This is a genomic window from Neisseria sp. P0021.S007 (genome assembly GCF_051956855.1).
Genome location: NZ_JBQCXA010000005.1, coordinates 34750 through 60981 on the forward strand (window position 1 = coordinate 34750; position 26232 = coordinate 60981).

The 26232-nt window shown below is 51.5% G+C and carries 25 protein-coding genes; 8 read left to right on the plus strand and 17 right to left on the minus strand.

Features of this window, described 5'->3' with window-relative positions; genetic code table 11:
* Nucleotides 1-562 precede the first annotated feature (562 nt).
* The 3 genes from ACTHUR_RS07535 to ACTHUR_RS07545 form a co-directional block, all read right to left on the minus strand.
* Nucleotides 563-1447: a lipid A biosynthesis lauroyl acyltransferase gene (locus tag ACTHUR_RS07535; RefSeq protein ID WP_224783391.1), complete on the minus strand. Its 885-nt coding sequence runs from the start codon at nucleotides 1445-1447 to the stop codon at nucleotides 563-565.
* Between the two features lie 77 nt (nucleotides 1448-1524).
* Nucleotides 1525-2070 carry a crossover junction endodeoxyribonuclease RuvC gene (ruvC, locus tag ACTHUR_RS07540; RefSeq protein WP_003684216.1) on the minus strand — a complete coding sequence of 182 codons (546 nt, stop codon included), beginning with the start codon at nucleotides 2068-2070 and terminating at the stop codon, nucleotides 1525-1527.
* Between the two features lie 9 nt (nucleotides 2071-2079).
* Complete coding sequence (locus ACTHUR_RS07545; RefSeq protein WP_004520969.1) at nucleotides 2080-2910, minus strand: carbon-nitrogen hydrolase family protein; 831 nt, start codon at nucleotides 2908-2910, stop codon at nucleotides 2080-2082.
* Nucleotides 2911-3004: 94 nt separating this feature from the next.
* On the opposite strand from ACTHUR_RS07545, the gene ACTHUR_RS07550 reads away from it, so the two are divergent.
* The 4 genes from ACTHUR_RS07550 (at nucleotide 3005) to ACTHUR_RS07565 (ending at nucleotide 5466) form a co-directional block, all read left to right on the plus strand.
* Nucleotides 3005-3304, plus strand: a complete 300-nt coding sequence (locus tag ACTHUR_RS07550) for a porin (protein ID WP_004520970.1) — start codon at nucleotides 3005-3007, stop codon at nucleotides 3302-3304.
* A 301-nt stretch (nucleotides 3305-3605) separates the two neighbouring features.
* Nucleotides 3606-3800, plus strand: coding sequence for a CsbD family protein (locus tag ACTHUR_RS07555; RefSeq protein WP_004520971.1), 195 nt, complete (start codon nucleotides 3606-3608; stop codon nucleotides 3798-3800).
* 71 nt (nucleotides 3801-3871) lie between these two features.
* Entirely contained in the window at nucleotides 3872-4030 is a 159-nt protein-coding gene (locus tag ACTHUR_RS07560; protein ID WP_039862543.1) for a DUF1328 domain-containing protein, read from the plus strand.
* 143 nt (nucleotides 4031-4173) lie between these two features.
* Nucleotides 4174-5466 (plus strand): valine--pyruvate transaminase, encoded by a 1293-nt coding sequence (locus tag ACTHUR_RS07565; RefSeq protein WP_070695154.1) that lies wholly within the window; start codon nucleotides 4174-4176, stop codon nucleotides 5464-5466.
* Between the two features lie 68 nt (nucleotides 5467-5534).
* Here ACTHUR_RS07565 and ACTHUR_RS07570 read toward each other — a convergent pair whose 3' ends face one another.
* From ACTHUR_RS07570 to ACTHUR_RS07600, 7 genes are all read right to left on the minus strand, one after another.
* Nucleotides 5535-6293, minus strand: coding sequence for an iron ABC transporter ATP-binding protein (locus ACTHUR_RS07570; RefSeq protein WP_049328943.1), 759 nt, complete (start codon nucleotides 6291-6293; stop codon nucleotides 5535-5537).
* Nucleotides 6294-6376: 83 nt separating this feature from the next.
* Nucleotides 6377-7003 (minus strand): FmdE family protein, encoded by a 627-nt coding sequence (locus ACTHUR_RS07575; protein WP_070695155.1) that lies wholly within the window; start codon nucleotides 7001-7003, stop codon nucleotides 6377-6379.
* A 140-nt stretch (nucleotides 7004-7143) separates the two neighbouring features.
* Nucleotides 7144-9009 (minus strand): acyltransferase family protein, encoded by a 1866-nt coding sequence (locus ACTHUR_RS07580; protein ID WP_070695156.1) that lies wholly within the window; start codon nucleotides 9007-9009, stop codon nucleotides 7144-7146.
* A gap of 142 nt (nucleotides 9010-9151) precedes the next feature.
* Nucleotides 9152-10123, minus strand: coding sequence for an iron chelate uptake ABC transporter family permease subunit (locus tag ACTHUR_RS07585; protein WP_070695157.1), 972 nt, complete (start codon nucleotides 10121-10123; stop codon nucleotides 9152-9154).
* On the minus strand, nucleotides 10113-11081 hold the full coding sequence (locus ACTHUR_RS07590) for an ABC transporter permease (protein ID WP_070584836.1): 969 nt from the start codon (nucleotides 11079-11081) through the stop codon (nucleotides 10113-10115). The genes ACTHUR_RS07585 and ACTHUR_RS07590 overlap by 11 nt, the downstream gene beginning before the upstream one ends.
* 231 nt (nucleotides 11082-11312) lie before the next feature.
* Entirely contained in the window at nucleotides 11313-12275 is a 963-nt protein-coding gene (locus ACTHUR_RS07595; RefSeq protein ID WP_440361213.1) for a siderophore ABC transporter substrate-binding protein, read from the minus strand.
* Nucleotides 12276-12390: 115 nt separating this feature from the next.
* A complete protein-coding gene (locus tag ACTHUR_RS07600; RefSeq protein ID WP_440361212.1) occupies nucleotides 12391-14406 on the minus strand; it encodes a TonB-dependent receptor domain-containing protein in 2016 nt (671 codons plus the stop codon).
* Nucleotides 14407-14824: 418 nt separating this feature from the next.
* Between ACTHUR_RS07600 and groES the strand changes: the two genes are divergently transcribed.
* The gene (gene groES / locus ACTHUR_RS07605; protein ID WP_004520984.1) at nucleotides 14825-15112 is read left to right on the plus strand and encodes a co-chaperone GroES; all 288 of its coding nucleotides are present in this window, start codon (nucleotides 14825-14827) and stop codon (nucleotides 15110-15112) included.
* A gap of 98 nt (nucleotides 15113-15210) precedes the next feature.
* Nucleotides 15211-16845 (plus strand): chaperonin GroEL, encoded by a 1635-nt coding sequence (gene groL / locus ACTHUR_RS07610; protein ID WP_049322649.1) that lies wholly within the window; start codon nucleotides 15211-15213, stop codon nucleotides 16843-16845.
* A gap of 234 nt (nucleotides 16846-17079) precedes the next feature.
* Here the strand turns inward: groL and accC are convergent, their stop codons facing one another.
* From accC to accB, 3 genes are all read right to left on the minus strand, one after another.
* A complete protein-coding gene (accC, locus tag ACTHUR_RS07615) occupies nucleotides 17080-18441 on the minus strand; it encodes an acetyl-CoA carboxylase biotin carboxylase subunit (protein ID WP_070625230.1) in 1362 nt (453 codons plus the stop codon).
* 28 nt (nucleotides 18442-18469) lie between these two features.
* A complete protein-coding gene (locus tag ACTHUR_RS07620) occupies nucleotides 18470-18664 on the minus strand; it encodes a YqaE/Pmp3 family membrane protein (RefSeq protein ID WP_039862547.1) in 195 nt (64 codons plus the stop codon).
* A gap of 70 nt (nucleotides 18665-18734) precedes the next feature.
* Nucleotides 18735-19193: an acetyl-CoA carboxylase biotin carboxyl carrier protein gene (accB, locus tag ACTHUR_RS07625; protein ID WP_070504010.1), complete on the minus strand. Its 459-nt coding sequence runs from the start codon at nucleotides 19191-19193 to the stop codon at nucleotides 18735-18737.
* Between the two features lie 357 nt (nucleotides 19194-19550).
* Between accB and queA the strand changes: the two genes are divergently transcribed.
* Nucleotides 19551-20579: a tRNA preQ1(34) S-adenosylmethionine ribosyltransferase-isomerase QueA gene (gene queA, locus ACTHUR_RS07630; protein WP_004520993.1), complete on the plus strand. Its 1029-nt coding sequence runs from the start codon at nucleotides 19551-19553 to the stop codon at nucleotides 20577-20579.
* A gap of 205 nt (nucleotides 20580-20784) precedes the next feature.
* On the opposite strand, the gene gyrB is transcribed toward queA, so the two are convergent.
* The 4 genes from gyrB to ACTHUR_RS07650 all read right to left on the minus strand — a co-directional run bounded on the left by gyrB (nucleotide 20785) and on the right by ACTHUR_RS07650 (nucleotide 25561).
* Entirely contained in the window at nucleotides 20785-23175 is a 2391-nt protein-coding gene (gene gyrB / locus ACTHUR_RS07635; protein WP_049336914.1) for a DNA topoisomerase (ATP-hydrolyzing) subunit B, read from the minus strand.
* Between the two features lie 194 nt (nucleotides 23176-23369).
* Nucleotides 23370-24257: a 50S ribosomal protein L11 methyltransferase gene (gene prmA / locus ACTHUR_RS07640; RefSeq protein WP_049336915.1), complete on the minus strand. Its 888-nt coding sequence runs from the start codon at nucleotides 24255-24257 to the stop codon at nucleotides 23370-23372.
* 89 nt (nucleotides 24258-24346) lie between these two features.
* Nucleotides 24347-25156, minus strand: a complete 810-nt coding sequence (gene dapB / locus ACTHUR_RS07645; RefSeq protein WP_049336916.1) for a 4-hydroxy-tetrahydrodipicolinate reductase — start codon at nucleotides 25154-25156, stop codon at nucleotides 24347-24349.
* Between the two features lie 9 nt (nucleotides 25157-25165).
* A complete protein-coding gene (locus ACTHUR_RS07650; protein WP_049336924.1) occupies nucleotides 25166-25561 on the minus strand; it encodes an outer membrane protein assembly factor BamE in 396 nt (131 codons plus the stop codon).
* Between the two features lie 151 nt (nucleotides 25562-25712).
* On the opposite strand from ACTHUR_RS07650, the gene fur reads away from it, so the two are divergent.
* Nucleotides 25713-26210, plus strand: a complete 498-nt coding sequence (gene fur / locus ACTHUR_RS07655; RefSeq protein ID WP_003682812.1) for a ferric iron uptake transcriptional regulator — start codon at nucleotides 25713-25715, stop codon at nucleotides 26208-26210.
* The last annotated feature ends 22 nt before the right edge of the window (nucleotides 26211-26232 follow it).

Consider the following 26232-nt stretch of genomic DNA (forward strand, 5'->3'; position numbering starts at 1 on the left):
AAATACCGCAATTTCTTGCAATATCAGAAAATTGCTTACAAAAGTATCTAAAACCAGCGAGGCCGTCTGAACGTTTTGTAATTTGATGTAGTGAAATTTACGCGAATTTTTACAGTTTGCCAAGTATTTTTTTCTGAAGGCTAGTTTCGGTATAAATTTCAGGTATTGTCATATTTTTGCAATTATATTTCATAATTGTTTTAAATTTAGATATTTATTTTGTTTTTTTAAATTTTAATTTAATTTTATTTCATATTTTGAATGATTAAAATGTATTTTTTCAGATGGACTGTTTTTTAATATATTGTTTTTAAAAGAAATTAAATTTAATATGTAAATGAAAAAAGTGTATTGGCCTGATGTTTTTCATTTGAGAAAAAATATAGGGTTGTTTGAAAGTTTCAATCACGATGAAAAAAGTTGTTTTTAAAGCATTTAAAGCAGAATATTATTTGATTGTTTAAAACCAAACATGAGTTTCGGTTTGATTCAATTAAAATGAAAAAGCGGCGAAAGAAGGATTTCGTCGCTTTTTGCATATTCAAATTGTAATTCAATGTAGTCAATAAAAGCTGCTTTCGCCTTCGGGACGGGTTTTGAAGCGTTTATGCAGCCAGAAATATTGTTCGGGATGCTCGCGTACCCGCTCTTCGATGAAGTCATTCATGCGCTGGGTATCGGCTTCGACATCTTCGGTCGGGAAATTGTCCCAAGCCGGATAGAAGCGCAGGGTTACGGTATTGTCGGCTTCGCGCGTGGGAATGGCGGGAATGATTTTGGCTTTGGTCATGCCGGCGATACGGCTGAGGCCGGTAATCGTGGCCGTCTGAATGCCGAAGAAATTGACGAAAATGGAATCGTTGCGGCCGAAGTCTTGGTCGGGCAGATAAAGAAAGGGCGCATCGCTTTTGCGCAGGTGTTTGATGATGGCGCGCAGGCCTTCTGTGCGGCCGATCAGGAAAACATTGTTGTAGCGGTGGCGGCCTTTCAGGATCTGCTCGTCCAGGGCTTTGTTTTTTTGGTGCGAATACATGCTGGTCAGCGGCACATCCTGATTGAGCGTGTAAACCGCCATTTCAAATGCGGTAAAGTGCGGATAGAGGATGATGACTTTTTCGCCGGCGGCGAGGGCTTCGTCAAGATGGTGTTTGTCTTGATAGCGTACCAACGAGCGCAGCTTATCCGCAGGCGCGTACCAGTAGAGGCCGTATTCGAGCATCAGCTTCGCCATGTGTTGGAAATGGCGTTTGAGCAGGGCAGTGCGCTGGCTGTCGTTTAGCTCGGGAAAGCATTTTTTGAGGTTTACCTCGCCGACTTTGCGGCGTGGTTTGACTGCGTAATAGGCGAGAATACCGATCGCGTCGGCAATCTTGTGCAACACGCAAAAAGGCAGCAGGCGGATGAGATAGAGAAAAAGGAAGGCGGCTTTCATGAAGGCTCGCTGTATGTGGGCAAAGGGCTATTATAACCGAAAGGCCGTCTGAAAACGGGCTGGAACATATTTCAGACGGCCTGAATGTCGGCCTACCATTGAAAACGGCCGCGCTTGACCTGCAAGCCGTCGGGGTTGAGTTGCGAAGCCAATCCGTGATTGCGCAGGGCGTGGGTGAGGGCGACGGCGAGTCCGTCGGCGGCATCGGCTTGCGGTGTACCTGAAAGTGCAAGCATTTGGACCACCATATGCTGCACCTGCTCTTTGGCGGCCTTACCCTTGCCAACCACCGCCTGCTTGACCTGAAGCGCGGTGTATTCAAACACGGGCAAATCGTGCATGACCAAAGCGGCAATCGCGGCACCGCGCGCCTGACCGAGCATTAACGTCGCGGCTGGGTTGACGTTGACGAACACTTGTTCGATGGCTGCCTGATGCGGCTGATAGTGGCGGATGATTTCATCGATATGGCGGACAATCACGGCGATGCGTTCGGAAAGCGACGCGCCGGTCGGCGTTTTGATACAGCCGGAAGCAACATAATGATGTTCGCGGCCGTGGACATCAATAACGCCGAAGCCGGTTACGCGACTGCCGGGGTCGATGCCGAGAATGCGTGTAGGTTGGAACTGGGACATAGTGCGTGTTTAAAGTAATCGGTGTTTCAGGGCAGGCAGGCGCGTGCGCACGCTTTGCAGTCGCGCGGTATCCAAATCGGCACAAATTACGCCTTCGCCTTCCGACAACGTCGCCAACACATCGCCCCAAGGGTCGATAATCATACTGTGGCCGAATGTGCGGCGGCCGCTTTCATGCAGTCCACCTTGTGCCGACGCGATGACGTAGCATTGGTTTTCCACTGCGCGGGCGCGCAGCAGCAATTCCCAATGCGCCTTGCCGGTCGTGTAGGTAAACGCGGCCGGCAACAGCAAAACATCAAACGGCTGCTGGGCGCGGAAAAACTCAGGAAAGCGCAAATCGTAGCAGACGCCGGCCGCCAGCGGAACATCGTCCACGCTCAATTTCGGCACATCGCTGCCTGCCAGTATCGTATCGGCTTCGGCGTAGCGTTCGCCCAAACCGGAAAAGCCGAAAAGGTGCATTTTGTGGTAAAGCCCGACTCGGTTGCCGTCGCGGTCATACACCAGCATCGTGTTCATCACCTTGCCCGCGTCTGGGCTTTGCAGCGGAACCGTACCGCCAAACAACACCACGCCGCATTCCCTTGCCGTTTCGCTTAAGGCCGTCTGAAAACGGGTGTCGCAGGTTTCGCCGACGCGTCCATCGTCCAAAGGCTCGGCAAATGCCAGCTTGTCCGTATCGTTTTTGCCCATCAGCGGCCAATATTCGGGCAGCAACACCCAATCCGCCCCTTGTTCGGCCGCCTCGCGGACAAGGCGTTTCATCGTGGCAATATTGGTTTCGGGGTTGGTGGACGACACCATTTGCACCGCGGCAGCGCGTAAAGAGTGCATCATCAAAACTCCTGTCAGATTTTGCAAGAATTGTAACTTGTTTACGCACAAGGCCGATACAATCGCCTCACAATTCCTCTCCAAAAAAGGATAAACCATGAACTTGAAACTTCTCCTCACTGCCGCACTTTCCACCGCCGCACTGGCCGCACATGCCGACGTACAGCTTTACGGCAGCATCAAAAGCGGCATCGAAACCTCGCAAACCCGTTTTGGCGGCCAAACATACAGCCGAACTGCCGTTGCCGACCAAGGCAGCCACATCGGTTTACGCGGCTCGCATCCGATTGGCGGCGGAACGAATTTTATTTGGGAAGTCGAACAAGACACACCGGTCGGCAAAAGCGGCTCCATCCGCCAAGACTGGCGCGAACGCCGAGATAATTTTGGCCGTTAAAGGAAAGATTGGATAGTAAAGGCCGTCTGAAAGATTTTCAGACGGCCTGTTTTTTATAGTGAGGTCGATTGATTTAAAGAATACACGTAAAAGGCGGTAATCAATAATATCTTAATATTTTCAAAATTTAACAATTTTATATAACTTATTGATTATTTATAAAATTAATAAAATATTGGGTAGCTGATTAAAAAATCAGCATTGGCATTGCTTGCAAATTAAAAAATTATCAAGTAAGGTTAAATGCAAGCGGTTTTATCAGTGAATTAAATATTAATCAATAAGATAGGATTATATAACTATGAATGAAGATATTATCAAAGGAAAATGGGAGCAACTTAAAGGTAAAGCCAAAGAAAAATGGGGCGAGCTGACAAACGACGATTTGGACATCATCGAAGGCAAGCGCGATCAGTTGGCTGGTAAAATCCAAGAGCGTTACGGTCGCACTAAAGATGAAGCTGAAAAAGAAATTGATGATTGGTTGAACAGCTAAGACCGTTGAATTTCATAATAAACGGTCGTATCCCCCTCGACCGTTTTATATTAAACCGAAAGGAAAAAATCATGCTTCATTATTCGATCGTTTTCTTTATAATCGCTATTATTGCAGCTGTATTAGGTTTCGGTGGTATTGCAGGTAGTGCGGCAGGCATAGCCAAAATTTTATTTGCCGGTTTCTTGATCTTGTCGGTGATATCACTGATTTTTGGCAGGAAGAAATAATACCTGTAAACCAATAAGGTTGTATCAAGCCACCATTCCGTCAAATAGGCCGTCTGAACAATCAGGATAACTGGTTTTCAGACGGCCTTTGTTCTTATAATAGCGGTTTATTGTTTCCACACACACCTAGCAACGGAGTTTCCATGCAGTTTTCAGCATTCGGTGAAAAATTCACACAACACAGTGGCATTTTGCAATTGATGGACGATTTGGGCGATGCGCTCAAAAGTGACAAGCCCGTCAACATGCTTGGCGGCGGCAATCCGGCGAAGATTGCTGAAGTCAATGCGGTGTTCGCCGATGTGTTTTCTAAACTGGCGGCGGAACACGCTGTTGAGAATATCGGCAATTATTCCAATCCGCAGGGCGATGCGGCGCTGATTGCGGCTTTGACTGAGTTTCTCAACCGCGAATACGGCTGGAACCTGACGGCGGACAATATCGCGCTGACCAATGGTTCGCAAAACGCGTTTTTCTATTTGTTCAACCTGTTTGGCGGTAAATTCAATCTTTCAGACGGCCAAACGGCTGAAAAAGCCATTTTGTTGCCGCTGGCGCCTGAATATATCGGTTATGCCGACGTGCATGTCGAGGGGCAGCATTTTATTTCGGTAAAACCGAAAATCGAAAATGTCGAACACGAAGGCGAAGCGGGATTTTTCAAATACCGCGTGGACTTTGACGCGCTGGAGAGCCTGTCTGAATTGAAAGAGGGCAAAATCGGTGCGATTTGCTGTTCGCGCCCGACCAACCCGACCGGCAATGTGTTGACCGACGGCGAGATGGCGCGTTTGGACGCGTTGGCGCAGGAACACGGGATTCCGCTGATTATCGACAACGCTTACGGAATGCCGTTTCCGAATATTATTTACAGCGATGTGACGCTCAACTGGCACGAAAACATCATCCTCTGCTTCAGCCTTTCTAAAATCGGCCTGCCCGGCGTGCGTACCGGCATTATTGTCGCCGCGCCGGAAGTGGTCAAAGCCGTCAGCAGTTTGAATGCGATTGTGAATTTGTCGCCAACCCGTTTTGGCGCGGCGATTGCGGCTCCGCTGTTAAACGACGGCCGTCTGAAACAGCTGTCCGACCAAGTGATTCAGCCGTTTTACCGTCGGCAGGCGCAAACTGCCGTCTCGCTGCTCAAACGCGAATTGGGTGCGTATCCGTTGAAAATCCACAAGCCTGAAGGTGCGATTTTCTTGTGGCTTTGGTTTGAAAACCTGCCTGTTTCGTCGCAAACCTTGTACGAAATGCTCAAGGCCGAAGGCACGCTGATTATTCCGGGAGAGCATTTCTTTGTCAGCATCGATAGGCAAGACTATCCGCACGCCCACGAGTGCATCCGCATGAGCATTGCGCAGGACGCGGAAACGCTGGAAAAAGGCATTGCCGCAATCGGTCGCGTGGTGCGCGGTTTGTACGATAAAAAATAAACGCTTTGAATAGACAAAGGCCGTCTGAAACCTGAACAATCGGGTTTCAGACGGCCTTTTTGTCGGATTTAGATATGGTGGATAACCAGTTTTTTGCCTTCGTAATCGAGGACGTTGACGTCCATATCGAATAGGGTTTTGATGTTTTCGGCGGTGAAAATATCGTTGGGCTTGCCCTGCATGGCGACTTGGCCGTTTTTCATGGCGACGACGTAATCGGCATAGGCGGCGGCCTGGTTGATGTCGTGCAGGACGACGACGGTGGTGCGCTTGTGTTCGTCGGTCAGTCGGCGCAGGATTTGCATGAGGGAACGGGCATGATACATGTCGAGGTTGTTCAGCGGTTCGTCCAGCAAAACGTAGTCGGTGCGCTGGCAGAACACCATGGCAATCATGGCGCGTTGGCGTTGGCCGCCGGAAAGCTCGGTCAGGTAGCGGTCGGCAAAGTCTTGCAGGTGGAACTCTGCAAGTGCTTCTTCGACGATGGTTTTATCTGTTTCAGACGGCCTGCCTTGGTGGTAGGGATAGCGGCCGAACATGAGCAGGTCGCGCACGGTAATGCGGCTCATGATGCTGTTTTCTTGGGTGAGGATAGAGAGCGTACGGGCAAGTTCGGCGGTGGGGGTAGTTTTGATGTCTTTGCCTGCGTAGCTGATGTCGCCATGTACCAAGGGCTGCAGGCGCGCCATAAAGGAGAGGAGGGTGGATTTGCCTGCGCCGTTCGGGCCGATTAGCGCGGTAATGCCGCCTTCGGGAATGTCGAGGCTGACGTCGTTGAGGATGGGGTTGCTGCCGATGGTGTGGCTGACGTTGCGGATGGTAATCATAGGCGGGTCCGAAAATGGGAAGTTGGGGTTTCAGACGGCCTTTCAGCATGAGGCCGTCTGAATTTTATTCCTGTATGGTGTTTTTAGATTTCGCTGACGGTGACAAATTCGGGATTGTCGGCTTGGTCAATCAGGAAGGCGCGGACGCGTTCTTGCCAAAGCTCGCCGAATTGTTTGAGTTCATCGGCACTTGCGCTGCCGCTGACGGCTTTGGGCATAATGTCGCGCATTTGCGGGGCAAAGAGTTGGAGAGCGGCGTTGAGGCTGACGGCAACGGTTTTGCCGGTATCGCGGCGGCGGAGCGCGAGTGTGCCGTTGATTTCGCCTGCACCAAAGGACAAGAGGTGGCGGCGGGCAAAGCGTCCGGCAGGGCCTACGCCGCCAAAGCCGGTTTCGGGTGCAGCGCCGGTAAGGAGTTGGACGACGGAAGCGGTAACGCCGGTCGTGCCCTCGTCACGCTCGCCCTGCATAAAGGCTTCAATGTCGCCGCGTTGCGGCAGCTCTGTGCCGTAAAGGGCTTTCAGGCCTTTAATGACCATCAGGTAGGCGCCGGCGACGGTCGGGCAGGAATGGCCGCACAAGCGCACGGCATCGGCGTAGTGGTAAGTGAGGATGCCGTTTTCGGCCGCGCCGAGGAAGTCGGCCAATGCGTCTTGGACGGTAATGGTCGGGGCGTCATCGAAGAATGAAGGGAGGCGTTCTTGTGTCATGAGGGTTGTCCTTTATGGGTTTGCTTAGGCCGTCTGAAGGTTTCAGACGGCCTGAAACCTTTGCGGCATACTGTTTGTTGTGCTTTGAGCGGCATTTGCATTCAGTATTGCGGCAAAGGTTTCGGACTGAAACTGCGGTGTTATTTTAGGAGTATTTTTTTGTCCTGTATAAATTTTTCCGCCAGTTTTGTCACACCGTGGGTATTGAGGTGGTTGGTGTCAAAATATATCGGCAGGCCGTCTATGGTTTTATCTGCCGGAATCGGCCCCATGATGTTGACCCAATGCACGGCAGGCCGCTGTTTGACGATGTTTTCTATGGTTTTGTCCGCTTCTGCGGAGCGGGCAATTTCCGCTTTTTTATGTTCGGAAACGTATTGCATATCGATGCCGAGACGCTGTTTCAGGTAGTAATGGCGCAGGGGCAGTTGCGCGTTCATCGGCGTGTCGGCAAAGACGTAAACCTGCTTGCCCTGTTGGATCAGGGTATCGAGCATTTTGCCGAAATGCTCCGTAAAACCGGGCTTGTCGGTATGCAGGAACCAACGTTGCGAGATAAAGACCACCGGATAGTTTTCGACCTTTTGTGCGATAAAGCGGTTGTAAGGGTTGCAACGGTTGGCACGGCGGTCGCTTTGAGGCAGGAGGAAGCCGAAGGCAACGCCGCAACTGTTGGACGAGATAATGTCGGCGGCAAAGCCTTCCTGTTTGCCCACTATATCGATAAATGGCGTCAGGTGGGCGGCGTGTGAGTCGCCCATCAGCAGGACTTTGCTGCTTTGGTTTTCCGCACCGACAGCGCAGTCGGTTTTGGTTAAGGTATCTGCGCAGATTTTACTTTCGTCAACCGTATATAGGTTTGCCTCGTATGCGGCCGGTTTGGCAGTCAGCAGGTAGCCGGCGGCAGGAATCAGCAGGGCGAAATAAGCGGCGATTACTCCAATGAATTTCTTGGTGGTGAAATTCTTTATCCGTCGCGCCGGTGTTTCGACGAAGTAATAGGACAAAACAGACAAGCCGGACATCAGCACCACTGCCAATACAATCGCGGACATCGGCAAAGCGTTGTCCATGTAAACATAGCGCATGACGGCCAAGACCACCCAATGCCAGAGATACAGCGAATAGGAAATCAAACCGATAAACACAACGGGCTTGAGGCTCAACAGTTTGGCGGTATTGAAGCCGTTTTGCGTTTGCAGGGTTTTGCCCGAGTAAATCAAGCTGCCAACCGCCGTACAGCACAGCAGCCGTTCGATATTGCCTTCGCCGGGCAACACGCCGTAAGGAAGCAGCAGCATGGCGGCAATCACCGCCATCATCGCCCAGCCGACCAGAGGCGTGCTGAAACGGTCGTTGGTTTGGGAGGGCGGAATAAAGGCAAAAAGTGCGCCGATCAGCAGCTCATATGCGCGCACATAAGGCAGGAAATAAGGATCCATGCCGAAGGTGGGCAAAAAGACGGACAACAGGCTCAATACAATCAGCAAAAGAATGAATTGGCGGATGTTTCGCCCTTTGCCGAATCGGAAAAAGGCAATCAGCAAAACTGGAAAAACAAAGTAAAACTGCTCTTCTAGAGATAAAGACCAAATGTGTTGCAAAGGTTTTTCCGCCGCGTCGGCATCGAAATAGCCGCCGCGCCGTGCAAAAAACAGGTTGGCCGAAAACAGCAACGCAAACACTGCGGATTTGACGTATTGGCGCAGGTCAAACGACAAGAAAAAGATTGCGGCGGCCAAGCTCGTACACAGCAATACGCAGGAAAAAACAGGCAAAATGCGCTTCGCGCGGCGTTTGTAAAACTCTAAAAACGAAAAACTGCCGTTTTGCATTTCGCGGCTGATGATGGTGGTGATCAGGTAGCCGGACAGGACGAAAAACATATCCACGCCGAGAAAGCCGCCGGGCAGCCAAGCGGCGTCAATGTGGAAAATAATGACAGCCAAGACTGCCAAAGCCCGTATGCCGTCCAAGTCGGGACGGTATTTTAATGTCGTGCTCATTTTTTGTAATTCTAGTAAATCCAGTAATGTTTACTATGAGTACATGTCAGAAATTTAGTTTCATTTCAAGGATTAAATATTTTTTAAACATGGATTTCAGACGGCCTGAATTTATTTTTGCGAACGTTTGGGCACGTTTAATTTATTTCTTTTTCAACACCAAATATAAAAATACCAATCCGCCTGCAAATTCGACGACCACGCTCAATACTGCCTGCATACCGAGGAAGTGTTCGAAGATGGTTTGCCCACCGACCAATAGGATGCCGCCGACACAAAAAGTCATGGGCAGGCGGACGGAATGTTTGACCGACGGGGAAAAATGGTTGGCCAGCGCGGCAACCAGCAGGCCGAAAAAGCTTACCGGGCCGACAACGGCGGTCGCAGTTGCAACCAGCGCGGCGATCCACAACAGCAGCCATAAGGTATTGCGCGTGTAGTTGATGCCCAAATTGATGGCTTGATTGCGGCCGAGCAGGTAAACATCGAGGCGGTGGCGTTCGCGCCAGATCACGGCGGCGCTGATGAGCAACACGACTGCGCCGATGCCCAACAATTCCGAGTGGACGGTATTGAAGGTGGCAAACATATTCGCCTGCGCCGCGGTAAATTCTTCGGGATCGATCATGCGCGAAAGCAACGATGACAGGCTGCGGAACAAAATCCCGAAAATCACGCCGATTAAAATCATACGCGACAAATCGCGTCCGCCCTGTTTGATGAGCGTGTAGAACAGCAGCAGCGAGCCGCCCATCATGATGACCAGTTCAAAGCCGAATTTACCCGTCAACGGCAGGGAAGCATAGCCCACGCCACCGAGCGTAAACACCAGCAAGGTCTGTAAAAACACATACAGCGAATCGAAACCCAAAATCGAAGGGGTCAGAATCGGATTATTGGTCAGCGTTTGGAAGAGTTGCGTGGACACGCCGACCGCATAGGCGACCATCAGCAGCGCGGCAAGTTTGGTCAGACGCAGGTGCAAGACAAAGTCCCAATCGCCTTTGACGTTGAGCGTCATAAACAGAACGCAGGAAACCAGCAACAGTGCAAAGGCGACCCACAACGGACGGCTGCTTCCTGCCATAAAACCGATATTTTTTTCAGACGGCATGAGCAGGTTTCCTTAATAAAAGCCACAAAAACAAAGCCGTCCCCATTACGCCAAAAACCGTAGAGACCGGAATTTCAAACGGAAACACAATCACGCGTCCGACAATATCGCACAGCAACACCAAAGATGCGCCCAGCAAGGCCACCGCCGGCAGGCTTTGACGCAGCTTGTCGCCCATCAGGCGGCTGATGATGTTCGGCACGACTAGGCCGATAAACGGAATATTGCCGACCGTCACGACCACCAAAGACGTAATCAGCGCCACAATAATCAGCCCCGACCACAGAATCGCCGTCCGGTTCAGCCCCAAGTTCACGCTTACCGTTTCGCCCAAACCCAAAATTGTCAGCTGGTCGGCAATCAAATAGGCAAACAAAGCCAAAATCCCCGTTGCCCACAACAGCTCATACCGCCCGAGCAACACGCCGGAAAAATCGCCCTGTTGCCACACGCCGAGCATTTGCAGCATTTCGTTTTCATACGCGATAAAGGTGGCCACCGCCTCAATCACCCCGCCGAAAATAATCCCGACCAAAGGCACCATCAGTTGCGCGGTCGGTGGCAGGCGGCGGATCAGCAGCATAAAGACCAACATCCCGATCAGTGCGGAAACGGCGGCAACCGACATTTTTGCCAGCAGCGGCGCGGCCGGTAGCAGCAGGGTCATCAACAGCAAACCCAAAGCCGCGCTTTGGCTTGCGCCCACCATCGACGGTTCGACAAAACGATTGCGCATCAAAATCTGCATAATCATGCCGGCTACCGCCATCGACGCACCTGTCAGCACAATCGCAAACGTGCGCGGCAGGCGGCTGATGAACATGACTTGCTGGCTGTCGGATAGCGAAAACAGGGCGGACCATTTGAATTCGGCCACGCCGACCGACAGGCTGACGACAAACAATATCAGCAGCGCCACACCGTTGATCGCATTTAAAAATGAAGGTTTGTGAAACATAAAATGGTTCGGAAAAAAATAAGGCCGTCTGAAAGAGGGGTTAAGGTGTTTGGCAAAAAAGGCAGGTTTGCCCATCATAAAAACAGATGCAAACAGGCAAAACTTGTCCATTTGCACCATGTATTTTCAGACGGCCTAAATCCAATGACTTCAGATCAAGCAACTTGACCATGTGAGTCATCAAATCCTTCAGGCCGTCTGAAAGAAACGGGCGGCTATGCCCGCGCCGAATTACTTGGCGGCATTAAACGCATCGCTTACCTGTTTGGAAGCATTCAGCAATTCTTGCGCGCCGCCGGCCGCCAGATAGGTTTCCGGCACGAGGTACACGACTTGGCCTTTTTTCCAGGCGGTCGTTTCGGCAACCAGTGGATTGTTCAACACATCTTTCGCAGCCTGACCTTCTTCACCGATGGCCGCGCCGCGGTCCAAAACAAACAGCCAATCAGGGTTTTTCTCTTTCAGGTATTCAAAGCTGATAGGCTGGCCGTGGCTGCCTTCCTTAATCGATTCATCAACAGCGGGAACGCCAATATCTTTATGCAACCAACCGCCCAAACGTGAGGAAGGGCCGAAAGCCGACATCTTACCGCCGTTGACCAATACCACCAAACCCTTGCCTTTGCCTTGCGCAGCAGTTTTCGCTGCTTCAAACGAAGCATCGATTTCCGCTTTCAGCTTGTCCGCTTCGGCCTGTTTGCCGAAGATTTGACCCAGTGCGTCGATGCGCTCTTTTGAGCTTTCTTTCAGATTGGCGGTTTCGGCGGTCATCTCGATGGTCGGCGCAATCTCGTTCAACTTGTCAAATGCTTTAGCTGCACGGCTGCCAATAATGATGAGCTGCGGTTTGTAAGCGTTTAAGGCTTCGTAGTCAGGCTCAAACAGCGTGCCGGCAGGTTTCGTGGTTTTGAAATATTCGTCCAAGTAGGGCAGGCGGTTTTTGTCGACGGACAAACCGGTTTTCACGCCCAGTTTGTTTAAAGTGTCGAGCATGCCCAAATCGTAAACGGCGATACGCTCCGGATTTTGCGGCACTTTTGCTTCACCGCGCGCCGTTTTAACGGTCAGGCTTGCACCTTCGGTTTGGGCGGCAGAAGCGGAAGCAGTTTGGGCTTGGTTGGACGCAGAATCTTTCGGTGAACACGCACCCAAAGCGAGGGTGCAGCATACGGCTAAAGCGGTCAAACGTAACATAGGGTTTCTCCGTGGTCGGAAATAAAGTAAATAGAAATGATAACTTGTATCGGATTATAAAGCTAGATGCCGTCTGAAAACTTTTGTTTTCAGACGGCTTTTTCAAGCTGATTGCTTAGAAGCGGTAGTTCACGCTTAGGCGGACATCGCGGCCTGGTTCAGGCAGGGAATTGGCACCTGCGCGTTGGCTGTGCGGCTTGTAGTTTTTATCAAAGACATTGTTGACGGAGAAGTTGACGTTCAAGTCGTCTTTGCCTGTCGGTTTCCAGTTGGCGAAGATATCGTTGACGCCGTAGCCTGCACGGACGACATTCAGAGCCACATCAGAGCCGCGCGAGGTCGGGGCATAGCCTGCATTTTGGACATAACGTCCGCGCCAGCCGATTTCCAGATTCGGATTGTCGAATTGGTAAGAGAGACCGGTTGTCCATGTGCGTCCCATCGGGATGGCGGTCGTTACTTTGTCAGCGGTATCGCCATTCAGCTTCGGTTTGCTGTAGGCTACGCCTGCACGTGCGGTCAGACCTTTCCAGCGGTAGGCTGCATTCAGTTCGTAACCTGTGTTTTTCAGCTTGCCGCCGTTATACCAGACGTTGTTTCGTCCTTCTTGACGGATGGCCTGTACATCTTTGATTTGCTGATGGAAATAGCTGCCGGAGAGCGTCAGGGCAGAATTCCAGTGGTAGTTAAAGCCGATTTCTGCATTTCGCGAGCGTTCTGCTTTCAAGTCAGGTGATGAAATAATCGGCCTGTTGTTTGCTAAAGCTGCTTCGTACAGGCGGGGGCTGCGGGTTGCATAGTTCAGGCTGGTGTTGATGGAAAAATCAGGGGTAATGTCATAAACCAACCCGATGCTTGGATTGAGGTTGCCGTCTGAATTTTCTGTATTACTGCTGGTTTTCATTTTCCAGCGGTCATAGCGCAAACCTGTGGTCAGCGTAACCGGTGAGAAATCCCAAATGCCTTCTACATATACGCCGGCATCGCTTTTCTTCTCGCTGTTTTCTCCTTTTGAGCTGCTTTTTTGAGTGCGCCAGTTTACTCCGTATTTCAAGGTATGGCGGTCAAATAGACGGCTGTCGAGATTGAGGTTGGCTCCGTATGTCCGTACTTCGCCGTCCAATTCATAATCTGGACTGGGGGCTTCATCACGTTTGGTATTCAAACGGTAAACATTGGCTTTGATTTTGTCAATAAAGCCCAAGTTTCCGCCTTTGAATTCCAAGTTGGTGGTGTCTTGGGTCAGTGTGCGGTAACGCGGCGAGTTGGTGGCGACATTCGGAATACGGTTGCCGTTGGCATCCAAAACGTATTGACCCGTACGGCGGTCGGTTTGGAATACTTGCGAGAAATCGAACTCTTCGCGCAGGGCGCGTTCCCCATATTGCTTCTCTTGGCGGTGGCTTAATTCAATACGGTTGTCCTCGTTGAAACGATAGCCGATTTTGCCCAGCAAACCGCGTGAACCCAATCCACTGTTTAAAACCTTATCGCTTCCGAGCAGATTACGGTAGCCTTTGCCTGCCGTGTATTCTTTGTCGCGTACGAAATTGCCTGAAACCAAAGCGTCAAAACTGCCTGCCTGACCATAAAAGCTTGCGCCGCGTGAATAGCCTTTATTGCTGCTGATGCCGGCATTGACTTTGAAACCGACGTTTTGACCCTCTCTCAGCAAATCTTTGGCTTCAACCGTTTCGGCAACAATCGCGCCGCTGGTTGCACCGATACCTGCGGAGGCCGAACCCGTACCTTTTTGCACGGCAACGACTTTTACCAATGCGGGGTCAAGCATAAAGCGGCCGTTGTGGTGGAAAATCTGGCTGTCGGTGTAAGTATCGTCAACTTTATAGTCTATTTGGTCTTGTCCCATACCGCGGATGGTTACCCACTGCGACTGACCGTTGCCGCCGCCGAAACTGATAGAGGGTTCGTTGAACAATACGTCTTTTAAATCAGTGGAAGTCGTTTCTTCCATACGTTTTGTCGTTACGCGATGTGTGGCGCTTGTGGCCTGACCTTTGACGGTAACGGTATCAAGCACAACATTGTCTTTGGCTTCATTTTCTGCATGGGCAAAACCGGCTGCCAGTGTCAGTGACAGCAGGCTCAGTCGGAACAGGGGCGTATTCATTGAGAAATGTCCTTAATAAAATGACAGTAATAAAAAAATAAAAGCAAATAAAGAGAAATTATCTTTAAAAATATGCAATTAAGAATAATCATCATTTATAATAATGCATATGAAAGAAACAGTTGTAAAGAGTTGTATTGAATTTGTTAAGGAAGTGGGTTGTTTTTAAACGAACTTTGCAGTTGGTATATCAGGCCGTCTGAAAAATATGTGATCGGGCATTTTTGCGTATGAAAATATTTGGAAAGACTGCATAGAAATTTTTACTTTTTCCCTTGAATTTGTCGCAAACAACCCAAATCTACCCGCCATTACGGCAGGCTTTCTACTAAGTGTGCCGCTATTTTCAAGCAAACCGTGTCTGTCATGTCCGACAGACAATTGTTTTCAATCTATTTATTTATCGGAGCATTAAGACATGACCATCCGCCCTTTACACGACCGCGTAGTCGTCAAACGCTTAGAAGCTGAAGAAAAAACCGCCTCCGGCATCGTTTTGCCGGGTGCGGCTGCTGAAAAACCCGACATGGGCGAAGTAGTCGCCGTGGGTGCGGGCAAAATCGGTAAAGACGGCGCGCGCCGTCCGCTGGATGTCAAAGTCGGCGACAAAGTGATCTTCGGCAAATACAGCGGCCAAACTGTAAAAGCCGACGGCGAAGAGCTGTTGGTAATGCGTGAAGAAGACATCTTCGGTATCGTTGAATAATTGTTGAATTAAGTTTCAGAACCAAAGGCCGTCTGAATCAAACATGAAGTTTTCAGACGGCCTCGAACAGATTTTTAATATTGATTTGGAGAATTTAAATGGCAGCAAAAGACGTACAATTCGGCAATGAAGTTCGCCAAAAAATGGTAAACGGCGTCAATGTATTGGCAAACGCCGTACGCGTAACTTTGGGCCCTAAAGGCCGCAACGTGGTACTTGACCGCGCTTTCGGCGGCCCGCACATCACTAAAGACGGTGTGTCTGTTGCAAAAGAAATCGAATTGAAAGACAAATTCGAAAACATGGGCGCGCAAATGGTGAAAGAAGTTGCTTCTAAAACCAACGACGTAGCCGGCGACGGTACCACTACTGCAACCGTATTGGCGCAATCCATCGTTGCCGAAGGCATGAAATACGTTACCGCCGGCATGAACCCGACCGACCTGAAACGCGGTATCGATAAAGCCGTTGCCGCTTTGGTTGACGAGCTGAAAAACATCGCCAAGCCTTGCGATACTTCTAAAGAAATCGCCCAAGTCGGCTCTATTTCCGCCAACTCTGACGAACAAGTCGGCGCGATTATCGCCGAAGCGATGGAAAAAGTCGGCAAAGAAGGCGTGATTACCGTTGAAGACGGCAAATCTTTGGAAAACGAGCTGGACGTGGTTGAAGGTATGCAGTTCGACCGCGGCTACCTGTCTCCTTACTTCATCAACGACGCGGAAAAACAAATCGCAGCTTTGGACAATCCTTTTGTATTGTTGTTCGACAAAAAAATCAGCAACATCCGCGACTTGTTGCCTGTTTTGGAACAAGTAGCCAAAGCCAGCCGTCCGTTGTTGATTATCGCTGAAGACGTAGAAGGCGAAGCCTTGGCGACTTTGGTGGTGAACAACATCCGCGGCATTCTGAAAACCGTTGCCGTTAAAGCCCCTGGCTTCGGCGACCGCCGCAAAGCTATGTTGCAAGACATCGCCATCCTGACCGGCGGCGTGGTGATTTCCGAAGAAGTCGGCCTGTCTCTGGAAAAAGCGACTTTGGACGACTTGGGTCAAGCCAAACGCATCGAAATCGGTAAAGAAAACACCACCATCATCGACGGCTTCGGCGACGCAGCCCAAATCGAAGCGCGTGTTGCCGAAATCCGCCAACAAATCGAAACCGCAACCAGCGAATACGACAAAGAAAAACTGCAAGAGCGCGTGGCTAAATTGGCAGGCGGCGTGGCAGTAATCAAAGTCGGTGCCGCTACCGAAGTCGAAATGAAAGAGAAAAAAGACCGCGTGGAAGACGCGTTGCACGCTACCCGCGCAGCCGTTGAAGAAGGCGTGGTTGCAGGTGGCGGCGTAGCCCTGTTGCGTGCCCGTGCTGCTTTGGAAAACCTGCACACCGGCAATGCCGACCAAGACGCAGGCGTACAAATCGTATTGCGCGCCGTTGAGTCTCCACTGCGCCAAATCGTTGCCAACGCAGGCGGCGAACCTAGCGTGGTTGTGAACAAAGTATTGGAAGGCAAAGGTAACTACGGCTACAACGCAGGCTCCGGCGAATACGGCGACATGATCGAAATGGGCGTACTCGACCCTGCCAAAGTAACCCGTTCTGCACTGCAACACGCCGCATCTATCGCCGGCCTGATGCTGACCACAGACTGCATGATCGCTGAAATCCCTGAAGAAAAACCTGCTATGCCTGATATGGGCGGCATGGGTGGTATGGGCGGCATGATGTAAGGCCGTCTGAAACCTTCAGACAAAAAGCAAAACCGCACGGCAAGCAGCCGTGCGGTTTTTTATTTGCCAGAAAGAAGCGTAAGATGGTGAGGGGTATGTCATGATTTACGGAGAAATAAGGGCAGCCAGTTCCATTGAATCTGAAGCAATCAAATAAACTTCATCATCAAAAAAAAGCCGTCTAAAACTTTATTTTACGTTTCAGACGGCCTGATTTTTAGTCAAAACAAGGGATTATTTATCCAGTTTGGCTTTGCGTTCTTCCAACCAATGTTCCAAGTAGTGGATGCTGACACCACCTTTTTGGAAACCCGGATCGCTGAACAAGTCGCGGTGCAGCGGCGTATTGGTTTTGATGCCGGTAATCGCCAGCTCATCGAGGGCAACACGCATTTTGGCCATGGCTTGGTCGCGGTCTTTACCGACGACACAGACTTTGCCGATCAGGCTGTCGTAGTAAGGAGGGATGCGGTAGCCTTGGTAAATATGGCTGTCGACGCGGACGCCGAAGCCACCGGGCAAGTGGCAGCTTTCAATCAGGCCCGGGCTTGGAATGAAGTTGTACGGGTCTTCAGCGTTGATACGGCACTCAAACGCGTGGCCTTCGACTTGAATGTCTTCCTGTTTGTATTGCAAAGGCAGGCCGGATGCGATGCGTAATTGCTCTTGAACGATGTCTACGCCGGTGATGAGCTCGGTAACCGGATGCTCAACCTGAACGCGTGTGTTCATCTCGATAAAGAAGAATTCGCCGTCTTCGTACAGGAATTCAAACGTACCTGCGCCGCGATAGCCGATGCGTTTGCAAGCGTCGGCACAGGCTTTGCCGATTTTGGCGCGTTCTTCTTCAGTGATGAACGGGGCCGGTGCTTCCTCAATGACTTTTTGGTGGCGGCGCTGCATGGAGCAGTCGCGCTCGGCGAGGTAGATGGCGTTGCCGTGTTCGTCGGCAATCACTTGGATTTCGACGTGGCGCGGACGTTGCAGATAGCGTTCCATGTAAACCATCGGGTTGCCGAATGCCGCGCCTGCTTCGGCTTTGGTCATTTCGACAGACTGGAGGAGGTCTTCTTTTTTCTCGACGACGCGCATACCGCGGCCGCCGCCGCCGCCGGAGGCTTTAATAATGACGGGATAACCGACTTTATCGGCGATTTTGAGGATTTCTTCGCCGTCGTCTGGCAATGCGCCATCAGAACCGGGAACGCAAGGTACGCCGGCTTCGATCATGGCGTGTTTGGCAGATACTTTGTCGCCCATCAGACGGATGGTGTCGGCTTTAGGGCCGATGAAGACAAAGCCAGATTGTTCGACTTGTTCGGCAAAATTGGCGTTTTCGGCGAGAAAGCCGTAGCCGGGGTGGATGCCGTCGGCTTCGGTTACTTCGGCGGCAGCAATGATGGCCGGGATGTTGAGGTAGCTTTGTGCGGATGCGGCAGGGCCGATGCACACGGATTCGTCGGCAAGTTTGACGTGCAGGCTGTCTTTGTCGGCTTCGGAATGGACGGCGACGGTGGCGATGCCCATTTCACGGCAGGCACGCAGGACGCGCAGGGCGATTTCGCCCCGGTTGGCGATCAATACTTTTTTCAGCATGATAATCTTTCCGGATGGTTCAGACGGCCTATTGTCGGCCGCCTAATGCGTTGCGGATTTTTTGGTCGGTTTTGTATTGGCTCAAGGCATAAACCGACCACATGGCTGCCGGTATCCAGCCAACCAGCGTACATTGCAGAATCAGACAGATAATGCCTGCAAACGGACGGCCGATGGTGAAAAACTGAAGCCATGGCAAGAAAATAGCCAAAATCAGACGCATGGTTTGTCCTTAATGAACAGAAAAGGAATTTCAGACGGCCTTAAAGCTAAAGGCCGTCTGAAAAAGCGGATTATTCAATGATGAAGAGCGGCTCGCCGTATTCGACCGGAGTACCGTTTTCAACCAGAATTTCTTTAACGACACCGGATTTCTCGGCTTCGATTTCGTTCATCAGCTTCATGGCTTCGATGATGCACAAAGTATCGCCGGCTTTGACTTGTTGGCCGACTTCGACGAAAGCGGCGGCGTTCGGGCCGGGGGCGCGGTAGAACGTACCGACCATAGGCGATTTTTGCGCGTTGGACAAATCGCGAGCGGCAGGGGCGGCGGCCGGAGCGGCTGCAGCCGGAGCAGCTGCAGGGGCGGCAACCGGAGCGGCTGCGGCAGGTGCCGGAGCAGCATAAATAGGAGCTGCGGCGGCAGTGGTACGCGTAATGCGGACTTTTTCTTCGCCTTCGGTAACTTCAATTTCTGCAATGCCTGATTCTTCGACCAAATCAATCAGTTTTTTTAATTTACGCAAATCCATTGCTTTTCCTTTTTTGCGCGGCATATAAAGTGCATATTAGGTATGCGCCGCAGTGGTTTTAGATGATTTCCTGATACGTCGGAAGGCTGGTTTGCCATCCGGCGTTTAAATAATGTCGGAACAGGGCGGAGCCTGAAAAATGAATCCGGCTATTTTCCCGAACTTGTCGGTAAATGTCCAGTAAAAGATAGAAAAAAGGCGTTTTTCGGCGAAAAAAGAAAGGAACGCTGATTTTCGTTAAAAAGTGATTTCCCCAAGAGCGTTTATTCTAATTTATTGGTTTTTCGACAAAACATGCCGTCTGAAAACCCACTTTGCGCGTATAATGGCGCCTGTTTTTTTAAATTATGCACGACAATGGATATTTCCGATTTTGATTTTGAATTGCCCGAAAAACTGATTGCCCAGCATCCGCCGGAAGTACGCGGCAGCAGCAGGCTTCTGGTTGCCTTGCCTACATTGCCGATTGAAGACAAACATTTCGGCGATTTACCCGATTATGTCGCACCGGGCGATGTGCTGGTGTTTAACAATACCAAAGTGATGAAGGCACGCCTGTTCGGCCAAAAAGCCAGCGGCGGCAAAATCGAAGCCCTAATTGAACGGGTATTGGACGCGCATACCGCATTGGCGCATATCCGCTCGTCCAAATCGCCGAAACCGGGTACAGAATTGATTTTTGAAGGCGATATCCGTGCCGTCATGATGGAGCGTGCGGAAGAATTGTTTTGCCTGAAATTTGAAGGCGAGCAAACCGTTTACGAACTTTTAGAGCAAAACGGCCATCTGCCCTTGCCACCTTATATCGAACGCGTGGCCGATGATGAAGACGACAGCCGCTATCAGACCGTGTACGCCAAGTACCAAGGCGCAGTGGCCGCACCGACGGCAGGCTTGCACTTTACCGATGAATTATTGGGCCGTCTGAAAGCCAAAGGTGTAGAAACCGCGGAAGTAACCCTGCACGTCGGTGCCGGCACATTCCAACCCGTGCGCGTCGATAAAATTGAGGAACACAAAATGCACAGCGAGTGGTTTGACGTACCGGCCGAGACTGTTGCCGCCATTGAAGCCGCCAAAGCGCGCGGCAATAAAGTGTGGGCGGTGGGCACAACCTCCATGCGCGCCTTGGAATCTGCCGCACGCGAGACAGGCCGTCTGAAAGCCGGTCGCGGCGATACCGATATTTTCATTACGCCGGGCTACCGCTTCAATGTTGCCGATCGATTGATTACCAACTTCCACCTGCCCAAATCAACCTTGCTGATGCTCGTCAGCGCGTTTTCGGGCATGGAGCATATCCGCAGCGTTTACCGTCATGCGGTGGAACAGGAATACCGCTTTTTCAGCTATGGCGATGCGATGATTTTGGGGAAAGCGGAATAAATTTGAAGCGGATTGGAGCATTTCAAACTGGTTATTTGGGTTGTCCCGAATCCGAATCAGTTGGAACGCTCTAAAATACGCGAATTAAAATAAATTATTGAAGTAAACACGCGAAGTTATTGGAATTTGAGTTGTAAGAAATAAAGCACAAAACAAAAAGGCCGTCTGAAAATCGTTTTTCAGACGGCCTTTTATCTTTCCATGCTTAGGCGTCGATGTTTTGCGCCAGCAGGGCGTTGTTTTCGATGAAGGCGCGGCGCGGTTCAACTTCGTCGCCCATCAGGGTAACGAACACTTCGTCGGCGGCGATGGCGTCTTCGATGCGGACTTTCAGGAGGCGGCGGACGGTAGGATCCATCGTGGTTTCCCAAAGTTGTTCCGGGTTCATCTCGCCCAAGCCTTTGTATCGTTGGATGGACATGCCTTTTTGAGCAACGCTCATCAAGATGTCCAAAGCGCCTTCAAAGCTGTCGATATCGTATTCGTTGTCGCCTTTGTAGAGCTTCGCCTCTTTTCCGACTATGCCTTTGAGTGCGGCGGCGGTTTGGGTAAGGGTTTGGTAGGCTTTGCTGTTGAGGAACTTAGGCTCAAGGTAGCTCACCATCACATTGCCGTGCAACTTGCGTGTGATTTTGATGAACTGGTGTCCTTCGTGGCCTTCGATACGTTCGAGCGCGACTTCTTTTTCGTCCAAGAGGCCGCTCAATTCGGCAACGGCCCGGTCTGCGCTTTCTGCGGTGCTGAGATCGACTGGCGAAGCGTGCAGCATGGCATGCAGGACGAGTTCGTCAATGATGCGGCTTTCTTGCTCGATGACGGTTTTTGCCAACAGGAATTGTTTGGCGGTATTGGCAAGCTCTTCGCCTTCGATGGTGCGGCCGTCTGAAACGATTTTGGCTTTTTCCAAGGCCAAGCCGAGCAGCCATTGGTCTTTTTCCAATTCGTCTTTGAGATAGCGCTCTTGTTTGCCGTATTTGGCTTTGTACAAAGGCGGCTGGGCAATGTAGATGTAGCCGCGTTCGACCAGCTCGGGCATTTGGCGGTAGAAGAAGGTCAGGAGCAGGGTGCGGATGTGCGCGCCGTCCACGTCGGCATCGGTCATGATGATGATGCGGTGGTAGCGCAGTTTTTCGGCATTGAATTCTTCTTTGCCGATGCCTGCGCCCAAAGCGGTAATCAGCGTGGCGACTTCTTGGCTGGCCAGCATTTTTTCAAAACGTGCTTTTTCGACGTTCAAAATCTTACCTTTGAGCGGCAAAATTGCTTGGAATTTGCGGTCGCGGCCCTGCATGGCGGAACCGCCTGCGGAGTCGCCCTCGACGAGGTAGAGTTCGGACAGGGCAGGGTCTTTTTCTTGGCAGTCGGCCAGTTTGCCCGGCAGACCCAAGCCGTCCATCACGCCTTTGCGGCGGGTAATTTCGCGGGCTTTGCGGGCGGCTTCGCGCGCGCGCGCGGCATCGACGATTTTGCTGGTGATAATTTTGGCTTCGGTCGGGTTTTCTTCAAGGAAGTCGGTCAAGGCTTGGTTGATGACTTCGTTAACGACGGGGCCGATTTCGCTGGAAACCAGTTTGTCTTTGGTTTGCGATGAGAATTTCGGGTCGGGCAGTTTGACGGACAAAACGCAGGTCAGGCCTTCGCGCATATCGTCGCCGGCGGTTTCCACTTTGGCTTTTTTGGCGACTTCGTTGGCTTCGATATAGTTGTTGATGGTGCGGGTCATCACTTGGCGCAATGCGGTCAAGTGGGTGCCGCCGTCGCGTTGCGGAATGTTGTTGGTAAAACATTGCACGCTTTCTTGGTAGCTGTCGTTCCATTGCATCGCGCATTCGACGCTCATGCCGTCTTTTTCGCCGAACGCGTAGAAGATTTTTTCGTGCAACGGTGTTTTTTTGCGGTTCATGTATTGTACGAAGCCGGCCACGCCGCCGGAGAGGGCGAAGCTTTCGTGTTTGCCGTCGCGTTCGTCGATCAGCTCGATATCTACGCCGTTATTGAGGAAGGAAAGTTCGCGGATACGTTTGGCAAGGGTGTCGAAGCTGTATTCGACATTGCCGAAGGTTTCGCTGCTGGCGAGGAAGCGTACGGTTGTACCTTTTTTGTCGGAATCGCCGACGACCTTCAACGGCTCTTCGGTTTCGCCGCGTACGAAGCGGACGAAGTGTTCTTTGCCGTCACGGTAGATGGTCAGCGTTACCCAGTCGGACAGCGCGTTGACGACGGATACGCCCACGCCGTGCAGACCGCCGGAGATTTTGTAGCTGTTGTTGTCGAATTTGCCGCCTGCGTGCAAGACGGTCATGATGACTTCGGCGGCGGAGCGGCCTTCTTTCGGGTGGATGCCGGTCGGCATGCCGCGGCCGTTGTCGGCCACGCTGACGGAATTGTCGGCATGGATGGTTACGGTGATTTTGTCGCAATGTCCGGCGAGCGCTTCATCAATAGCGTTGTCGAGCACCTCGAACACCATGTGGTGCAGGCCGCTGCCGTCCTGCGTGTCGCCGATATACATACCGGGGCGTTTGCGTACCGCTTCCAAGCCTTCCAGCACTTGTATGCTGTCGGCGCCGTATTCTTCGTGTTTTTGGTCAGTCATGGTCTTTTCTTGCTGAATTTCAAGGAATTTTTCCGTGCGCGCGATGAAATGTCAAACGGGCGCGGCGGATGTGTTCCGAAAGGTCAAAATAATAGGCAATTATACCTGATTTTGCTGGAATATTCAGCGTTTTAAGTACAAAAAGGCCGTCTGAAAGATTAAATTTCAGACGGCCTTTGTATCGGAAAACGGGTTTAGCGTTTGACGCCGCTCAATCGCGCCCAGCCTTCTTCGATTTCGGCAGGCTCAATGTCAAACCATTGGCTGTAAATGCCGCTGAGTTCTTCGACTTGTTCGTCCAAAAGGCCGGACAAGACAATGCGGCCGCCTTGTTTGGTACGCGCGGCAAGCATTTCGCCGAGCATACGCAGCGGGTTGGCCAGAATGTTGGCGACAACGACATCAAATTGGCCTTGCGGCAGGCCGTCCGGCAGGTAGAACTGCGCGTCAACGTTGTTTTGCGCGGCATTGTCTTTGCTGGCGCGGATGGCTTGTTCGTCAATATCTACGCCGATGGCGGAGCCTGCGCCGAGTTTGAGGGCGGCAATGGCCAAAATGCCTGAGCCGCAGCCGTAGTCCAATACGCTTTCGCCGCCTTTGAGCTGTGTGTCGAGCCATTTGAGGCAGAGGCGGGTGGTCGGATGGCTGCCTGTGCCGAAGGCAAGACCCGGGTCAAGTTGCAGGTTGACGGCGTTGCCGTCGGGCGCTTCGTGCCAAGACGGGGTAATCCATAGGCGGTCGGAAATTTGAATCGGGTCGAATTGCGCTTGGGTCAGGCGTACCCAGTCTTGATCTTCAAGAATTTCGCCGGTGTATTTCAAATCGTTCAAACCGCATTCCTGCGCGGCGGATTCGATAATGGAAGCGGCGTCGTCGCTTTCGCCGAAAAGGGCGATGACTTTGCTTTGTTGCCAGATTTGCTCGGTCGGCATGCCCGGCTCGCCGAAAATGGCCTGCTCGTTTTCTGTGCCGGCGTAGGCATCTTCAATGGCGGCGGACAATGCGCCGTGTTCCATCAACGCGTCGGCAAGGCGTTCGGCGACGGCATCGTTGACGTTGATGGTGATTTGTTGATAGGACATGGTGGGGCTTTCTTTTTAATAAGGCCGTCTGAAAATCGACGTTGTGCTTTCAGACGGCCTTGTAAGGTATGAAACCTGATGATGCGGGTTTATCGGTTTTTCAAACCCAGTACGTCTTGCATATCGTACAGGCCTTTTTTGCCGTTTGCCCAAACTGCGGCGCGTACAGCACCGGCGGCAAAGGTCATGCGGCTGCTGGCCTTGTGGGTGATTTCCACGCGCTCGCCGTCGGTGGCGAAGAGGGCGGTGTGGTCGCCGACAATATCGCCTGCGCGGACGGTGGCAAAACCGATGGTGGACGGATCACGCGGGCCGGTGTGGCCTTCGCGGCCGTAAACGGCGCATTCTTTGAGGTTGCGGCCGAGTGCGTCGGCAATGACTTCACCCATGCGCAACGCGGTGCCGCTTGGGGCATCGACTTTGTGGCGGTGGTGGCCTTCGATGATTTCGATGTCGTAGCCTTCGTTTAACACGCGGGCGACGGTGTCGAGGATGTGGAAGGTCAGGTTGACGCCGACGCTGAAGTTGGCGGCGAAGACAACGCCTATTTTTTCGCCTGCGGCTTGGATGGCGGCTTTGCCTGCGTCGTCGAAGCCGGTGGTGCCGATGATGATGTTGACGCCTTTTTCCACGCATTTTTGCAGGTGTTTCAGGGTTGGCTCGGGACGGGTAAAGTCGATGAGGACATCGCTTTGAGCCAGTACGGCATCTGCGTCGTCTGAAATGGTAACGCCGGTTTTGAGGCCGGAGGCGAAGCCTGCATCCAAACCCAATACTTCCGAACCGGAATGCTCGAGTGCGCCGGAAAGGACGGCATCGGGATGGTTGTTGACCGCTTCAACCAAAACGCGACCCATGCGGCCGTTGACGCCGGCAATGGCGATTTTCAATGCGCTCATGGGGCTTCCTTATTGCGGCTTGGTTTCGGTGGTCGGAACGATGTTTTGTCCGGCTTGAACCGCTTCGATGGATTTCTGAATGGCATCACCTTCGGCGCGTGTGAGGACATCGTTTTCAAAGTACAGGGTCAGGTTGCTTTGTTCTTTGATGATGCCGTTGCGGCTGGTGTTGAAAGTGTAATCCCAGCGGTCGGCATGGAAGGCGTCGCGCAGGAGTGGCGTACCGAGCAGCAGTTGGACTTGGTCGCGGGTCATACCTTGGCGCAGGGAAACCACGGCGCGCGGATTGAGCTCGTTACCTTGAATGATTTTAAGTTTGTAGGATGGAAAGTTGGATACGCGCTCGGCACTGCATGAGGCCAGACCTAAAATAGCGGCGATGGCAAGGCATAAGGCTTTATTCACGGGCTTACCTTTCTGTGTCATTTCGGGAAAGATGTTTATCATCGCTTGAATATTTTTAAAAAGCAAACGATAATCATCTTCTTAATTTTTCTTTTCGCCGATTTTCAATTGCAAGACCGGCGGCAGATTGCCGCCCTTTAACGGCCCAATAGTGGGCAAACGGGCGGAAAGTGCGTATTATAACGGTTATTACCTTACAGGGATATTGAATATTATGGAAAAATTCAGCAACATTGCGCAATTGAAAGACAGCGGTTTGAAAGTTACGGGTCCACGTTTGAAAATTTTGGACTTATTCGAGACTCATGCCGAGGAGCATTTGAGTGCGGAAGATGTGTACCGTATCCTGTTGGAAGAGGGCGTGGAAATCGGCGTGGCTACGATTTACCGTGTGTTGACCCAGTTTGAACAGGCCGGCATTTTGCAACGCCACCACTTTGAAACCGGCAAAGCGGTTTACGAATTGGACAAAGGCGATCACCACGACCACATCGTTTGCGTGAAATGCGGCGAAGTAACCGAATTCCACAATCCGGAAATCGAAGCGCTGCAAGACAAAATTGCCGAAGAAAACGGCTACCGCATCGTCGATCACGCGCTGTATATGTACGGCGTATGCGGCGAATGCCAAACCAAAACCAAACGTTAAGCAGTTTGTATGTTGATTTTTC

Excerpts from the sequence above, each read along its gene's own strand:
- ruvC (WP_003684216.1), bottom strand. The coding sequence starts at position 2,070 with ATGTCCCAGTTCCAACCTACACGCATTCTCGGCATCGACCCCGGCAGT.
- ACTHUR_RS07545 (WP_004520969.1), bottom strand. The coding sequence starts at position 2,910 with ATGATGCACTCTTTACGCGCTGCCGCGGTGCAAATGGTGTCGTCCACC.
- ACTHUR_RS07550 (WP_004520970.1), top strand. The coding sequence starts at position 3,005 with ATGAACTTGAAACTTCTCCTCACTGCCGCACTTTCCACCGCCGCACTG.
- ACTHUR_RS07555 (WP_004520971.1), top strand. The coding sequence starts at position 3,606 with ATGAATGAAGATATTATCAAAGGAAAATGGGAGCAACTTAAAGGTAAA.
- ACTHUR_RS07560 (WP_039862543.1), top strand. The coding sequence starts at position 3,872 with ATGCTTCATTATTCGATCGTTTTCTTTATAATCGCTATTATTGCAGCT.
- ACTHUR_RS07565 (WP_070695154.1), top strand. The coding sequence starts at position 4,174 with ATGCAGTTTTCAGCATTCGGTGAAAAATTCACACAACACAGTGGCATT.
- ACTHUR_RS07570 (WP_049328943.1), bottom strand. The coding sequence starts at position 6,293 with ATGATTACCATCCGCAACGTCAGCCACACCATCGGCAGCAACCCCATC.
- ACTHUR_RS07575 (WP_070695155.1), bottom strand. The coding sequence starts at position 7,003 with ATGACACAAGAACGCCTCCCTTCATTCTTCGATGACGCCCCGACCATT.
- ACTHUR_RS07580 (WP_070695156.1), bottom strand. The coding sequence starts at position 9,009 with ATGAGCACGACATTAAAATACCGTCCCGACTTGGACGGCATACGGGCT.
- ACTHUR_RS07585 (WP_070695157.1), bottom strand. The coding sequence starts at position 10,123 with ATGCCGTCTGAAAAAAATATCGGTTTTATGGCAGGAAGCAGCCGTCCG.
- ACTHUR_RS07590 (WP_070584836.1), bottom strand. The coding sequence starts at position 11,081 with ATGTTTCACAAACCTTCATTTTTAAATGCGATCAACGGTGTGGCGCTG.
- ACTHUR_RS07595 (WP_440361213.1), bottom strand. The coding sequence starts at position 12,275 with ATGTTACGTTTGACCGCTTTAGCCGTATGCTGCACCCTCGCTTTGGGT.
- ACTHUR_RS07600 (WP_440361212.1), bottom strand. The coding sequence starts at position 14,406 with ATGAATACGCCCCTGTTCCGACTGAGCCTGCTGTCACTGACACTGGCA.
- groES (WP_004520984.1), top strand. The coding sequence starts at position 14,825 with ATGACCATCCGCCCTTTACACGACCGCGTAGTCGTCAAACGCTTAGAA.
- groL (WP_049322649.1), top strand. The coding sequence starts at position 15,211 with ATGGCAGCAAAAGACGTACAATTCGGCAATGAAGTTCGCCAAAAAATG.
- accC (WP_070625230.1), bottom strand. The coding sequence starts at position 18,441 with ATGCTGAAAAAAGTATTGATCGCCAACCGGGGCGAAATCGCCCTGCGC.
- ACTHUR_RS07620 (WP_039862547.1), bottom strand. The coding sequence starts at position 18,664 with ATGCGTCTGATTTTGGCTATTTTCTTGCCATGGCTTCAGTTTTTCACC.
- accB (WP_070504010.1), bottom strand. The coding sequence starts at position 19,193 with ATGGATTTGCGTAAATTAAAAAAACTGATTGATTTGGTCGAAGAATCA.
- queA (WP_004520993.1), top strand. The coding sequence starts at position 19,551 with ATGGATATTTCCGATTTTGATTTTGAATTGCCCGAAAAACTGATTGCC.
- gyrB (WP_049336914.1), bottom strand. The coding sequence starts at position 23,175 with ATGACTGACCAAAAACACGAAGAATACGGCGCCGACAGCATACAAGTG.
- prmA (WP_049336915.1), bottom strand. The coding sequence starts at position 24,257 with ATGTCCTATCAACAAATCACCATCAACGTCAACGATGCCGTCGCCGAA.
- dapB (WP_049336916.1), bottom strand. The coding sequence starts at position 25,156 with ATGAGCGCATTGAAAATCGCCATTGCCGGCGTCAACGGCCGCATGGGT.